The sequence below is a fragment of the Pseudomonas sp. TE4620 genome (genome assembly GCF_056279045.1).
Window position 1 is genome coordinate 1,348,461 of sequence record NZ_JBWBQO010000001.1, and the last position, 13,385, is coordinate 1,361,845.

Genomic DNA, 13,385 nt, shown 5'->3' on the forward strand with positions numbered 1-13,385 from the left:
ATTGAGCTGGAGTGCGCGTGATCAAGCCCTTTCCCTTAGCGACCCTTTGTATGGCCGGGCTGCTTGCCGGCCTGAGCCTGTCCGTCCAGGCGCGCGTGGCGCCGGGTGATGCCAGCGCTGAAATCCGCCGCAGCAGTTACGGCGTGCCGCACATCCTGGCCAGGGACGAGCAGGGCTTGGGGTACGGTATCGGCTATGCCTATGCACAAGACAACCTGTGCCTGCTGGCTAACGAGGTGGTCACCGTCAATGGCGAGCGTTCGCGTTACTTCGGGCCAGAACAGCGCACCTTCGAGCAGCGCGAAAACCTGCCCAGCGACCTGTTTTTCAATTGGCTGAATACGCCAACGGCGGTGTTCGGCTTCTGGCAGGCACAACCGCCGGCCATGCGTGCACGGCTCGAAGGCTATGCCAAGGGCTACAACCGCGCGCTGGCCGAGTTCAAGGCCCAGGGGCAGGGCGTGCAGTGCCTGCAGGCCGAATGGCTACGGCCGATCACCACCCTCGACCTGGTCAAGCTGACTCGCCGCTTGCTGGTCGAAGGCGGTGTCGGCCAGTTCGCCGAAGCACTGGCCGGGGCCACACCGCCGAATGTCGTCGCCCAGTTGCGCCCCGACCTGCGCATCGCCCAGTTGCGCCAGGAGCAGTTTGCTGTCGAGCGCGGCAGCAATGCCGTGGCCATCGGTGCCGAGCGCTCGTTCAACGGTCGCGGCATGCTCCTGGCCAACCCGCACTTTCCCTGGGCCGGCGGCATGCGCTTTTATCAGATGCAGCTGACCCTGCCGGGCAAACTGGATGCCATGGGCGCGGCCCTGCCGGGCTTGCCGCTGATCAACATCGGCTTCAACCAGCACCTGGCCTGGACCCACACGGTCGACACCTCCAAGCACTTCACCCTGTACCGGCTGGAGCTCGACCCCAAGGACCCGACCCGCTACCTGCTCGACGGCAAGTCGCAGGCCTTGACCCAGCAGCGCCTGAACGTGACGGTCAAGGGCGCGGACGGCCAGCTCAAGCCGCTGACCCGTGAGGTCTACAGCTCGGTATTCGGCCCGATCGTGCAATGGCCGGGGCGCCTGGACTGGAACAAGCAGTACGCCTTCAGCCTGCGTGATGCCAACCTCGAAAACACCCGGGTGCTGGCGCAGTGGGATGCGATGAACCGCGCCGACAGCCTGAAAAGCCTGCAAGCTTCGGTGCAGCGCCTGCAGGGCATTCCCTGGGTCAATACCCTGGCGGTGGACGCCAAGGGTCAGGCGCTGTACTTGAATCAGTCGGTGGTGCCGTACGTCGATGCCGCCTTGCTGGCCAGCTGCAGCGACCCGGCCGCCGGGCAGGAGATGATCGTGCTCGACGGTTCGCGCAGTGCCTGCAACTGGAAGGTCGACCCGCGGGCCGCCCAGGCAGGCATCTTCCCCGCGCAACTGCTACCGAGCCTGAGCCGCAAGGACTTCGTCCAGCATTCCAACGACTCGGCCTGGATGGTCAACCCGGCCACACCGTTGCAGGGCTATTCGCCGCTGGTCAGCCGCGAAGACCAACCCTTGGGCCCGCGCAGCCGCTTTGCCCTGCAGCGCCTGGCGAGCCTGAGCGAGAAGGGCAAGATCAGCCCGGCGGACCTGCAGCAGATGGTCATGGACAACCAGGTGTATGTCGCCGAGCTGGTCATGCCCGACCTGCTCAACTGGTGCGCCGCGCAAGCGGCAGATGCCAAGCTCGGCGCGCTGTGTACCAGCCTCAAGGCCTGGGACCTGCGCGCCAACCTCGACAGTGGCCTTGGCCTGGTGCATTTCCAGAACATCTTGCAGGCTTTGCAGGGGCGCAAGGACATCTGGCGTGTTGGTTTCGACGCCGCCGATCCGCAACACACGCCGCGCGGGCTGGCCGTTGATCGCGCCGAGGTGGCCAGCGCCTTGCGTGAGGCAGCCCTGGCTTCAGTTGCGCAGGTAAGCAAGGCCGGTTTCGCCGAGGACGCGCGCTGGGGGCAGATCCAGCAGGCTGCCGACGGCACACCGATCCACGGTGGGCCGGCAAGCCTTGGCGTGTACAACGCAATCCAGAGCGTACCGGTCGCCGCCGACAAGCGCCTGGTAGTCAGCGGTACCAGCTACCTGCAGCTGGTGACCTTCGATGACCAGGGCCCGCATGCGCTGGGGATGCTGGCGTTCTCCGAGTCCAGCGAAGCGGGTTCGGCCCATGCCAGCGACCAGACCCGCGCGTTCTCGGCCAAGCAGTGGCAGGTGATTCCGTTCACCGAGGCGCAGATCAAGGCCGATCCGCAGTACCGCTTGCAAGTGATTCGCGAGGTTGAAAGCGCGACGGTGGCCACGTCCGCGCCTTGATTCAGTCAACCAGATCCCTGAGCAGCAAACCGAAGGCCAGGTCTACCTGCTCGGGGATCGGTAAATACACTGTGTGTCCATCCCCCGGTGCTACCTCGATTTCGTCACCCTGGCGATTGCGCAACTGATGCAAGTCGAAGTGGTAGTTGCCCTTGGGTGTCATCAGTTCCAGGTGATCACCCACAGCAAAACGGTTCTTCACCCGCACTTCAGCCAGGCCATTGACCCGCTCGCCGCTCAGTTCGCCGACAAACTGCTGGCGTTCGGACACCGAGTTGCCGCGCTGGTAGTTCTGATATTCGTCATGCACGTGCCGGCGCAGGAAACCTTCGGTATAGCCGCGCTGGGCCAGTGACTCGAGGTTGAGCATCAGGTTGCGATCGAACTCACGCCCGGCTGCCGCGTCATCGATGGCCTGGCGATACACCTGGGCAGTGCGCGCGCAGTAGAAGTGCGACTTGGTCCGGCCCTCGATCTTCAGCGAATGCACGCCCATGCGCGTCAGCCGCTCGACATGTTGCACCGCGCGCAGGTCCTTGGCGTTCATGATGTAGGTGCCGTGCTCGTCTTCGAACGCCGGCATGTCTTCGCCCGGGCGGTTGCTTTCCTGCAGCACGAACACCTGCTCGGTCGGCGCGCCGAGGCCCAGGGTCGGCTGCACTTCGCGAACGATTTCACCGGTGACATTCTCGCTGGCCGCGGTGGTTGTGTATTGCCAGCGGCAGGCGTTGGTGCAACTGCCCTGGTTGGCATCGCGGCGGTTCAGATAACCCGACAGCAGGCAGCGACCGGAGTAGGCCATGCACAGCGCGCCGTGGACGAACACTTCCAGTTCCATCTGCGGCACCTGCTGGCGAATCTCCTCGATCTCTTCCAGCGACAGCTCGCGCGACAGGATTACCCGGGTCAGACCCTGGCTGCGCCAGAACTCGACGCTGGCCCAGTTCACCGTGTTGGCCTGCACCGAGAGGTGAATCGGCATCTGCGGGAAGTGCTGGCGCACCAGCATGATCAGCCCCGGGTCGGACATGATCAGTGCATCCGGGGCCATTTCGATCACTGGCGCCAGGTCCTTGAGGAAGGTCTTGAGCTTGGCGTTGTGCGGGGCAATGTTGACCACCACGTAGAAGCGCTTGCCCTGGGACTGGGCTTCCTTGATGCCCAAGGCAAGGTTGGCGTGGTCGAATTCGTTGTTGCGCACACGCAGGCTGTAGCGCGGCTGCCCGGCATACACGGCATCGGCGCCGTAGGCGAAGGCATAGCGCATGTTCTTCAGTGAGCCGGCGGGGGCGAGCAGTTCGGGTTTGGCGAGAAGGGTCATGATCGGGTCGCGGCAAAAGGCGCGGATGCTACGCCGGCTGCAGCTAGTGTTTATTGATCTGCATCAACGGCACTTTTGGCAATGCCCGGCGCACTAATGAATAGAACGCACAAGGAGCGCACATGAACGAAACCGTCATGCAACATAAGGCGTTACTGGCACTGCTGGTGCTGGTGACCATCGCTTTCATCTGGATTCTCCTGCCGTTCTATGGCGCGGTGTTCTGGGCGGTGATCCTCGGTATCGTCTTCGCCCCGCTGCAACGCCGCCTGCTAGCGCGCCTGGGCTGGCGGCGCAACCTGGCGGCCGGGCTGACCCTGTTCATCTGCCTGGTGATTGCAATTTTACCGGTGATCATCATCAGTACCCTGCTGGTGCAGGAGGGCGCGGCGCTGTACAAGAACATCGAAAGCGGCGAGCTGGACCTGGCCGGCTACATCGAGCGCTTCAAGAACATCCTCCCGGCCTTTGTGCAGAACTTCCTCGAGCGCATGGGCATGGGCGACCTGGCCGGCCTGCGCGATAAAATCACCAAGGGCGCCATGCAAGGCAGCCAGTTCTTCGCCACCCAGGCTTTCAGCTTCGGCCAGGGGACTTTCGATTTTCTGGTGAGCTTCGGCATCATGCTTTACCTGCTGTATTTCTTCCTGCGTGACGGCGCCGAGCTGGTGCGCAAGATCCGCACCGCGGTGCCGCTGGCCGAACAGCAAAAGCGCCGTCTGCAACTGAAGTTCAACCGTGTGGTACGCGCCACGGTCAAGGGCAACCTGCTGGTAGCGGTGACCCAGGGCGCCCTGGGCGGGATCATCTTCTGGATTCTCGACATCCCCAGCGCCTTGGTCTGGGGCGTGCTGATGGCTTTTCTGTCACTGTTGCCGGCAGTGGGTGCAGGGATCGTCTGGGCGCCGGTGGCGGTGTACTTCGTCGCCACCGGCGCCTTCTGGCAAGGCGCGGTGCTGGCCGCCTTCGGCGTGTTCGTCATCGGCCTGGTGGACAACGTGCTGCGCCCGATCCTGGTGGGCAAGGACACCAAGATGCCCGATTACCTGATCCTGGTCTCGACGCTTGGTGGCCTGGCGGTATTCGGCCTCAACGGTTTTGTCATCGGCCCGCTGATCGCCGCGCTGTTCATGTCCAGCTGGGCGATCTTCGTCTCGACCAAACCGCAGGTGCAACTGCCCAGTTAACGGAAGCTGTAGGACACCCCGGTATAGACCCCGAAGCCTTCGCCCGGTGTCGAGCGGGCAATGTCGGTACCGTTGTCGTTGTAGCCGGGGGTGACGGTGGCGGCATAGCGTTTGTTGGTCAGGTTGCGCAGGTCGAGCCAGGCTTGCCAGTCCTGTTTCGGCGAGTTGTAGCCCAGGGTGGCGCCGAGAATGGCATAGGCATCGGTCGGGTAGCTGTTGGCGTAGTCGACCTGGACCTTGGAGGCCATCTGCGTGTTGATCCCTGCAAACAGGCCGCTGGGCAGGTTGAAGCGCAGTTCGGCCTGGTAGTAGTGCATGGGGATGCCCGGCAGGCGGTTGTCGCCGAAGCTGTCGTCGTCGCGGTAGTGGAAGTCGCTGAAGGTGTAGGCCTGGCGCAGGCTCAGCTTGCCGACCCCGGCGCGCTGCCACAGCAGGCTGTCAAGGCCGGCCTCGATGCCCTGGTGCACGGTCGGGCTGGCGTTGAACTCCTTGGCGGGCTGGCCTGGCACGATCTCCACCGCCAGCAGCTCATGGCGTACGTCCGAGTAATACCAGGCCAGGTCCCAGCGGCCGATGGCCGACTCGCCGCGGGCACCCAGTTCCAGGGTAGTGGCGGTCTGGTTGTGCATTTCAATCGGTTGCGTGTTGCTGGTCGAGCTCCAGATCAGCGACCACGGGTGCGGCGGCTCCACCGAACGGCTGAGGTTGCCATAGACCTGCAACTGCGGGCTGATGTCGTAGCGCAGGCCCAGGCGCGGGGCGTAGTCCCAGTCGCTCTGGCTGACCTTGCCGCCATTGTCGGGGTAGGTCACCGCGCTCTCGCGGCGGGTGTAGATCGCCGCCAGGCCACTGGTCAGCCACAGGTCGGGGATCAGTTCCAGTTCGTTGCCGACATGCAGGACAGTGTCCGAGCCCTGGTAGGTGAAGTCCCGGGTTTTCGCCCCGAATACGCCATTGACCCGCGAGTATTGCGAAGCGCCGCTGTTGGGCAAGTGCTTGGTGGTGCGCCAGCCGACGGTGGTTTTACTTTCGTGGCCGAACAGCGTGTGGCGGCGCTGATAATTCAGGGTGCCGCTGACGTCGGTGTAGGCGACCTTCAGGCGCATCGGACCTTCGCGCAGGTCCATCGGATAATCGTGATAGACCAGGCCTGCTTCGAGCTGCGAATCGTCATCGAGATAGAAGGTGGTCTTGTTGCCCAGCCAGGTGCTGCCCGGCTGCGGACGGCTGTCGTCGCGGCTCAGGTAGGCCGGGTTGGCCCCGCGCGGATCATGCTTGATCTGCTCCTGGGTCAAGCGCCCGGCCAGGTCATTCTCGGTCTCTCGATAACGCAGGTAGAAGCGGGTCTCCAGGTTCGGATTGAAGCGGTAGCCGACATTGGCGGCGATGCCCTTGCTGCTGCCGCTGCTGTGCCGCTGGTAGCCGTCGTATTCCGAGTCGGTCAGCGCCACGTAGTAGTCCAGGTCGCCCAGGACCTGGCCGGAGCTGATCTGGCGTTTGGCATAGCCGCGACTGCCGAGCTCGTAGCGCAGTTGCAGCGGTGCGGCGTCGCGGCCGGTGTGGGTGATGTAGTCGATAGCGCCGCCCAGCGCCAACGCGCCGCGGTCGAAGCCGTTGGCACCGCGCAGCACTTCGGCGCGGCTCAGCCACAGTGGTTCGAACAGTTCATAGGGCGTGCCACCCGGGCCGGTCAGCGGCAGGCCGTCGAACATCGTGTACACACCCGAGCCGTGAGCGCCGGGGGCGCGGTTGATACCCGAACCCCGGATCGACAGCTTGATGCCGTCGTTGCCAGCCGACTGGGCGAACACCCCGGGCTGGTAGGCGAGCACATCCTGGTTGCTGGCGACCCGGCCTTGCTCCACCCGTTGCATGTCGATCAGGTTGCTGGCGCCAGGCACCTGCTGCAGGCGTTCGCGAGCATCTTGCAACTCGCTCTGCTCCTGTTCCTGGATCAGCACCTGGCCGAGTTCGATGCTATCGCTGGCCTGCACCGACGCGGCACAGGAGATCAGCAAGGCGAGGGAGGAGCGGGGTAGGGTGGGGTGCATCGATGGGGTTCCAGGACTGAGAGCGGGTATCTGACGTCGCAACTATCAGACGAAGCACAGTCACCGATAGGCAGTCGCATCATCGCGGGGCAGCCCATCCAGTGGGAGCGGCGGTGCGGCGACCCGACTTGCCCCGCGATGAGGGTTTCGGCCTGAAAACAAAACACCCCGCCGAAGCGGGGTGTTTATCAGTGCCTGATCGATCAACCGATCAGTTGCAGGCCTGCATGCTGGACCATGTCCAGCAACGGCTGCGGGTACACGCCCAGGACGAAGGCGAGGATGGCGATGGCCAGCAGCATCACGCCGCCGGTGCGCTGTTCCCAGTTCAGCGGGGCGTCGTGACGACGCAGGTTTGGCTCGATCAGGTACAGGGTGACCATCACGCGCAGGTAGTAGAACACGCCGATGGCACTACCGATCACCAGGGCACCGACCAGCCACCACAGCTGCGACTCGACGCCGGTAGCGATGATGTAGAACTTGCCGATGAAGCCTGCGGTCAGCGGGATACCGGCCAGCGACAGCATCATCACGGTCAGCACCGCGGTCAGGTACGGACGGCGCCAGAACAGGCCGCGGTACTCGTACAGGGCGTCGGCGTCACGACCGTTGTATGGCGAGGACATCAGGGTGATGACGCCGAAGGCACCGAGGCTGGTGATCACGTAGGTGACCAGGTACACGCCGATGGCTTCGACCGCCAGGCCCTTGCTCGCCACCAGGGCGATCAGCAGGTAACCGAAGTGGGCGATCGAGGAGTAGCCGAGCAGGCGCTTGAGGTTGCTCTGGGTCAGCGCCAGCAGGTTACCGATCAGGATCGAGGCCACGGCGATCACCGACAGCACGGTGGTCAATACGCCGCTGCTGGCCGCAGGGGAGATCATGAACAGGCGTACGACGACGGCGAACACCGCGACCTTGCTGGCGGTGGCCAGGAAGGCGGCGACCGGTGCCGGAGCACCTTCGTAGACGTCCGGGGTCCACAGGTGGAACGGCACCAGCGACAGTTTGAACGCCAGGCCGACCAGCATCATGCCCAGGCCCAGCTGGGCGATCATGCTTGGCATGCTGGTGGCCGCCAGGGCCTTGCCAATGCCGTCGAAGCTCAGGCTGCCAGCGTCGGCATACAACAGCGCCATGCCGAACAGCAAGAAGGCGGAACCAGCAGCCGAGAGCACCATGTACTTGATGCCGGCTTCCAGCGAACGCTTGTTGAAGAAGGCATAGGCGACCAGGCCATAGACCGGTACCGAGAGCAGCTCAAGGCCGATGAACAGGCCAGCCAGGTGCTGCGCGCTGACCAGTACCAGACCGCCCAGGGCGGACATCAGGATCAGCAGGTACAGCTCTTCGCGGTTGCCCGGGTAGCCTTTGCCGCCATCACCCAGGTAGGCGTGGGCGAGGGTGACGCAAGCCAGGGTGGCAACCAGGATCAGCGCCATGTACAGGCAGGCGAAGTTGTCGATGGTCAGCAGCGGGGTGACTGCCAGGGGCGCAACCTTCAGCGCCGGGATGATCGACAGCAGGGCCAGGTTCAGGCCCACGGTCGACAGCAGGAAGGTTTGCGAGTGGTTGCGCCGCCAGGCGATCGCCAGCATCACCACGACCGTGGTGATGGTGGTGATCAGCAGCGGCGCAAGCGCGATAAAGTGTTGAATCGTCAGGTCCATAGCGCTCTTACCGGGCCGAAGCGAGTTGAGTGAAAGCGGAACCCAGCCACTGCTGTACACCACTCATGGTGGCGGCAGAAGTGTCCAGGAACGGCTGTGGGTAGACGCCCAGCAGGATCAGCAGGCCAGCCAGGCCCAGCACCATGATCAGTTCGCGGGTGTCCATGCCAGCCAGGACTTCATCGGATTTGGCCGGGCCGAAGTAGGCGCGGTGAATCATGATCAGCGAGTACACCGAACCGAACACCAGGCCGGAAGTAGCGATCACGGTGACCCACGGCGAAGCGACGAAGCTGCCGATCAGGATCAGGAATTCGCCAACGAAGTTACCGGTGCCTGGCAGGCCCAGGGAGGCGGCGGCGAAGAACAGGCTGATGGCCGGCAGGTAGGCGATGCGGTGCCACAGGCCGCCCATCTGACGCATGTCACGGGTATGCAGGCGCTCGTACAGCTGGCCGCTGAGAATAAACAGTGCCGCTGCCGACAGGCCGTGAGCCAGCATCTGGATCACCGCGCCTTGCAGGGCCTGCTGGCTGCCGGAGTAGATCCCGATCAGCACGAAGCCCATGTGCGAAACGCTGGAGAAGGCGATCAGACGCTTGATGTCGGTCTGGGCGAAGGCCAGGAAAGCACCGTAGAAAATCCCGATCAGACCCAGGGTCATGGCAATCGGCGCAAACTCGGCCGAAGCGTTCGGGAACAGCGGCAGGGCGAAACGCAGCAGGCCGTAGGCCGCAGTCTTCAGCAAGATACCGGCGAGGTCGACGGAACCTGCGGTCGGTGCCTGGGCGTGAGCGTCAGGCAGCCAGGAGTGGAACGGCACAACCGGCAGCTTGACCGCGAAGGCGATGAAGAAGCCGAGCATCAGCAGGTACTCGGTGCCCGCCGGCAGGTCGGCCTTGAGCAACTGGGTGTAGTCGAAGGTGATCACACCGGTGTTGCTGTAGTTGACCAGTACCAGACCAAGGATCGCCACCAGCATGATCAGGCCGCTGGCCTGGGTGAAGATGAAGAACTTGGTGGCGGCGTAGATCCGGGTCTTCTTGCCATCCGAGGAGCTGTGACCCCAGAGCGCGATGAGGAAATACATCGGCACCAGCATCATTTCCCAGAAGAAGAAGAACAGGAACAGGTCCAGGGCCAGGAACACACCGACCACGCCGCCCAGGATCCACATCAGGTTGAGGTGGAAGAAGCCGACGTGGCGAGTGATCTCTTTCCACGAGCACAGTACCGAGAGCACACCGAGCAGGCCGGTGAGCAGGATCATCAGCAGCGACAGGCCATCGAGGGCCAGGTGCAGGCTGATGCCGAAGCGTTCGATCCACAGCACTTTGAATTCGAACGCCCACTCGGGCGCGGCGCCCGGTGCAGGGGCCAGGGTGTAGTCCCCGTTGGCCCACAGCCAGAGGCCGATACCAAGCAGCAGGGACATGGTCAGCAGCGCAATCCAGCGCGGCAGGGTGGCGCCGAAGCGCTCACCCAGCCAGCACAGCAGGCCGCCGATGAAGGGGATCAGGATCAGCCAAGGCAAAATCATGACGGGCTCAATTCCTTTCGCAAAGTCGCAAGGTTCATATCAGACCGCAGCCATAACAACGGCACCGAGCACAAGCACGGCACCTACGGCGATCGAAGCGGTGTACCAGCGCAGCTGACCGGTTTCGGTTTTGCTCATGGCGGCATGACCGCCCTTCGCCATACGCGGAATCAGGCCAATGCTGCGGTCAACCGGATCCTTGCGCAGGATGTGGCTGATCAGCAGGTAAGGTTTGACGAACAGCTTGTCGTAGATCCAGTCGAAGCCCCAGGCGGCGAACCACCAGGCCGACAGCACGCGACCGATGCCGCTGTTGGCAATCGCGGTAACCAGGCGACGCTTGCCCAGGAACAGCATCGCCGCCAGCAGGATACCGGCGATGGCGATGGCGCCCGAGGCGATTTCCAGGCTGTGCTTGGCTTCGCCGCCGGCATGGCCGACGCTCTGCGGCAGCACGCCCGCCAACGGTGGATGAATCCAGGCACCGACGAAGGTCGACAGCACGATCAGCACGCCCAGCGGCAGCCAGTGGGAAATCCCGTGGCCGGCGTGAGCTTCGGTCTTGGCTTCGCCGTGGAAGGCGATGAAGATCAGGCGGAAGGTGTACAGCGAGGTCATGAAGGCACCGACCAGGCCGGCGTACAGCAGACCGTTGTTGCCGCTGGCGAAGGCTTCCCAGAGGATCTCGTCTTTCGAGTAGAAGCCGGCGGTCAGCAGCGGCAGGGCAGCCAGGGCGGCACCACCGACGATGAAGCTGGCGTAGGCCAGTGGCAGTTTCTTCCACAGGCCGCCCATCTTGAAGATGTTCTGCTCGTGGTGGCAGGCAACGATCACCGCACCGGAAGCAAGGAACAGCAGGGCCTTGAAGAAGGCGTGGGTCATCAGGTGGAAGATCGCGCCTTCCCAGGCACCAACGCCCAGGGCCAGGAACATGTAGCCGATCTGGCTCATGGTCGAGTAGGCGAGGATGCGCTTGATGTCGGTCTGCACCAGGGCGGCAAAGCCGGCCAGCACCAGGGTCACGCCGCCGACCACACCGACCAGGTGCAGCACGTCAGGGGCCAGGGCGAACAGGCCGTGGGTACGGGCAATCAGGTAAACGCCCGCGGTCACCATGGTTGCCGCGTGGATCAGTGCCGAAACCGGGGTAGGGCCGGCCATCGCGTCGGCAAGCCAGGTCTGCAGCGGCAGCTGGGCCGATTTACCGACCGCGCCACCGAGCAGCATCAGGGTTGCCAGGACCATCCAGAAATCACCCGCCTGGAATTTCTGCGGGGCCAGCACCAGCAGTTCCTGAACGTTCAGGGTGCCCAGTTGCTGGAACAGGATGAACAGGCCGATGGCCATGAACACGTCGCCGATTCGGGTGACGATGAACGCTTTGAGTGCGGCGTTACCGTTGTTGCGGTTGCTGTAGTAGAAACCGATCAACAGGTACGAACACAGGCCCACGCCTTCCCAACCGAAGTAGATGAACAGCAGGTTGTCGCCCAGGATCAGGAACAGCATGCTGGCAATGAACAGGTTGGTGTAGGCGAAGAAGCGCGAGTAACCGGCTTCACCGCGCATGTACCAGGAGGCGAACAGGTGGATCAGGAAGCCGACGCCGACCACCACGCCAAGCATGGTCACCGACAGGCCGTCCAGGTACAGGGTGAAGTTCGGCGCAAAGCCGTCCACCGACATCCACTGCCACAGCAGCTGGCTGTACGCGCCGCCTGCAGGCGGGGCGACATTGAACTGCCAGATCACGTAGGCGGCGACGATGGCCGAGAGGCCCACCGAACCGACGCCAACCAGCGCCGACAGGTTCTCGGACCAGCGGCCGCGCGAGAACGACAGCAGCAGGAAGCCGATCAGGGGGAATACGAACGTCAGAAAGAGAAGGTTCATCCGCGCATCTCACTGGCAGCATCGATATCGAGAGTGTGGAAGCGGCGATACAGCTGCAACAGGATCGCCAGGCCGATACTGGCCTCGGCCGCTGCCAGGCTGATCACCAGGATGAACATGATCTGTCCATCCGGTTGCGCCCAGCGGCTGCCGGCGACGATGAAAGCCAGTGCCGAGGCGTTCATCATGATTTCCAGGCTCATCAACACGAAAAGAATATTGCGGCGCACCATCAGCCCGACAAGGCCGAGGCAGAACAGGATGCCGGCGACGGCCAGGCCATGTTCGAGAGGAATTGCTGGCATGTGATTACTCCTTCGCCTCGTTGCGGCCGAGGTGGAAAGCCGTCACCGCTGCGGCGAGCAGCAGCATCGAGGCCAGTTCCACCACCAGCAGGTAAGGGCCGAACAGGCTGATGCCGACGGCCTTGGCGTCAACCGTGGTGTGGCCGATGCCGGCGCCGCTTTCGCTGGCGAACAGCACGTACAGCAGTTCGACCAGCAGCAGTGCGCCAAGCACCACCGGGCCGAGCCAGATGCCCGGCTTGAGCCAGCCGCGTTCCTGGGCGACCGAAGCCGGCCCGAGGTTGAGCATCATCACCACGAAGACGAACAGCACCATGATGGCGCCAGCGTAGGCGATCACTTCCAGGACACCGGCGAACGGAGCGCCGAGGGCGAAGAAGGTCATCGCCACGGAGATCAGCGAAATGATCAGGTAGAGCAGGGCGTGCACGGGGTTGGTGTTGGTGATCACCCGAAGGGTGGACACCACAGCGACACCGGATGCGAAATAGAAAGCGAATTCCATCTTTCTTCCTTAAGGGAGCAAGCTCTTCACGTTGATCGGCTCGGCTTCGTTCTGCGCGGCGCCTTTCGGCTTGCCGGCAACAGCCATACCTGCAACACGGTAGAAGTTGTAGTCAGGGTTCTTGCCGGGGCCGGAGATCAGCAGATCTTCTTTCTCGTACACCAGGTCCTGACGTTTGAACTCGGCCATCTCGAAATCCGGGGTGAGCTGGATCGCGGTGGTCGGGCAGGCTTCCTCGCAGAGGCCGCAGAAAATGCAACGGGAGAAGTTGATGCGGAAGAACTCCGGGTACCAACGACCGTCTTCTGTTTCAGCTTTCTGCAGCGAGATGCAACCGACCGGGCAAGCCACGGCACACAGGTTGCACGCTACACAGCGCTCTTCGCCATCCGGGTCGCGGGTCAGGACGATGCGGCCACGGTAGCGTGGCGGCAGGTAGACCGGCTCTTCGGGGTACTGCAGGGTGTCACGTTTGCGAAAACCGTGAGAGAACACCATCACCAGGCTGCGCAGCTGGGTGCCAGTGCCCTTAACGATGTCGCCAATATATTTGAACATGGGTCAAATC

The 13,385-nt window shown here is 63.4% G+C and carries 10 protein-coding genes; 2 read left to right on the forward strand and 8 right to left on the reverse strand.

Annotated elements, in window-relative coordinates; translation table 11 throughout:
• Positions 1-50 precede the first annotated feature (50 nt).
• Positions 51-2,342 carry a bifunctional acylase PvdQ gene (gene pvdQ, locus ACZ9A3_RS06375; RefSeq protein WP_476252244.1) on the forward strand — a complete coding sequence of 764 codons (2,292 nt, stop codon included), beginning with the start codon at positions 51-53 and terminating at the stop codon, positions 2,340-2,342.
• A gap of 1 nt (position 2,343) precedes the next feature.
• On the opposite strand, the gene trhP is transcribed toward pvdQ, so the two are convergent.
• Entirely contained in the window at positions 2,344-3,663 is a 1,320-nt protein-coding gene (gene trhP / locus ACZ9A3_RS06380) for a prephenate-dependent tRNA uridine(34) hydroxylase TrhP (RefSeq protein ID WP_476252245.1), read from the reverse strand.
• Between the two features lie 122 nt (positions 3,664-3,785).
• Between trhP and ACZ9A3_RS06385 the strand changes: the two genes are divergently transcribed.
• A complete protein-coding gene (locus ACZ9A3_RS06385) occupies positions 3,786-4,850 on the forward strand; it encodes an AI-2E family transporter (protein WP_093384922.1) in 1,065 nt (354 codons plus the stop codon).
• Here ACZ9A3_RS06385 and ACZ9A3_RS06390 read toward each other — a convergent pair.
• The 7 genes from ACZ9A3_RS06390 to nuoI form a co-directional block, all read right to left on the reverse strand.
• Positions 4,847-6,901 (reverse strand): TonB-dependent receptor family protein, encoded by a 2,055-nt coding sequence (locus ACZ9A3_RS06390; RefSeq protein ID WP_476252246.1) that lies wholly within the window; start codon positions 6,899-6,901, stop codon positions 4,847-4,849. The two genes, ACZ9A3_RS06385 and ACZ9A3_RS06390, sit on opposite strands and share 4 nt — an antisense overlap.
• 203 nt (positions 6,902-7,104) lie before the next feature.
• Positions 7,105-8,574 carry an NADH-quinone oxidoreductase subunit NuoN gene (gene nuoN / locus ACZ9A3_RS06395; protein ID WP_045201388.1) on the reverse strand — a complete coding sequence of 490 codons (1,470 nt, stop codon included), beginning with the start codon at positions 8,572-8,574 and terminating at the stop codon, positions 7,105-7,107.
• A gap of 7 nt (positions 8,575-8,581) precedes the next feature.
• Positions 8,582-10,114 (reverse strand): NADH-quinone oxidoreductase subunit M, encoded by a 1,533-nt coding sequence (gene nuoM, locus ACZ9A3_RS06400; protein ID WP_045201389.1) that lies wholly within the window; start codon positions 10,112-10,114, stop codon positions 8,582-8,584.
• 39 nt (positions 10,115-10,153) lie between these two features.
• Positions 10,154-12,007 carry an NADH-quinone oxidoreductase subunit L gene (nuoL, locus tag ACZ9A3_RS06405; RefSeq protein ID WP_038996051.1) on the reverse strand — a complete coding sequence of 618 codons (1,854 nt, stop codon included), beginning with the start codon at positions 12,005-12,007 and terminating at the stop codon, positions 10,154-10,156.
• Positions 12,004-12,312, reverse strand: coding sequence for an NADH-quinone oxidoreductase subunit NuoK (nuoK, locus tag ACZ9A3_RS06410; RefSeq protein ID WP_028944232.1), 309 nt, complete (start codon positions 12,310-12,312; stop codon positions 12,004-12,006). Before nuoK ends, nuoL begins: the two co-directional genes overlap by 4 nt.
• 4 nt (positions 12,313-12,316) lie before the next feature.
• A complete protein-coding gene (gene nuoJ, locus ACZ9A3_RS06415; protein ID WP_038996050.1) occupies positions 12,317-12,817 on the reverse strand; it encodes an NADH-quinone oxidoreductase subunit J in 501 nt (166 codons plus the stop codon).
• A 9-nt stretch (positions 12,818-12,826) separates the two neighbouring features.
• The gene (gene nuoI / locus ACZ9A3_RS06420) at positions 12,827-13,375 is read right to left on the reverse strand and encodes an NADH-quinone oxidoreductase subunit NuoI (protein ID WP_009400993.1); all 549 of its coding nucleotides are present in this window, start codon (positions 13,373-13,375) and stop codon (positions 12,827-12,829) included.
• Positions 13,376-13,385: the final 10 nt, after the last annotated feature.

Bases quoted from the DNA above. Each gene is read 5' to 3' on its own strand.
- pvdQ (WP_476252244.1), top strand. From the start codon at position 51: ATGGCCGGGCTGCTTGCCGGCCTGAGCCTGTCCGTCCAGGCGCGCGTG.
- trhP (WP_476252245.1), bottom strand. From the start codon at position 3,663: ATGACCCTTCTCGCCAAACCCGAACTGCTCGCCCCCGCCGGCTCACTG.
- ACZ9A3_RS06385 (WP_093384922.1), top strand. From the start codon at position 3,786: ATGAACGAAACCGTCATGCAACATAAGGCGTTACTGGCACTGCTGGTG.
- ACZ9A3_RS06390 (WP_476252246.1), bottom strand. From the start codon at position 6,901: ATGCACCCCACCCTACCCCGCTCCTCCCTCGCCTTGCTGATCTCCTGT.
- nuoN (WP_045201388.1), bottom strand. From the start codon at position 8,574: ATGGACCTGACGATTCAACACTTTATCGCGCTTGCGCCGCTGCTGATC.
- nuoM (WP_045201389.1), bottom strand. From the start codon at position 10,114: ATGATTTTGCCTTGGCTGATCCTGATCCCCTTCATCGGCGGCCTGCTG.
- nuoL (WP_038996051.1), bottom strand. From the start codon at position 12,007: ATGAACCTTCTCTTTCTGACGTTCGTATTCCCCCTGATCGGCTTCCTG.
- nuoK (WP_028944232.1), bottom strand. From the start codon at position 12,312: ATGCCAGCAATTCCTCTCGAACATGGCCTGGCCGTCGCCGGCATCCTG.
- nuoJ (WP_038996050.1), bottom strand. From the start codon at position 12,817: ATGGAATTCGCTTTCTATTTCGCATCCGGTGTCGCTGTGGTGTCCACC.
- nuoI (WP_009400993.1), bottom strand. From the start codon at position 13,375: ATGTTCAAATATATTGGCGACATCGTTAAGGGCACTGGCACCCAGCTG.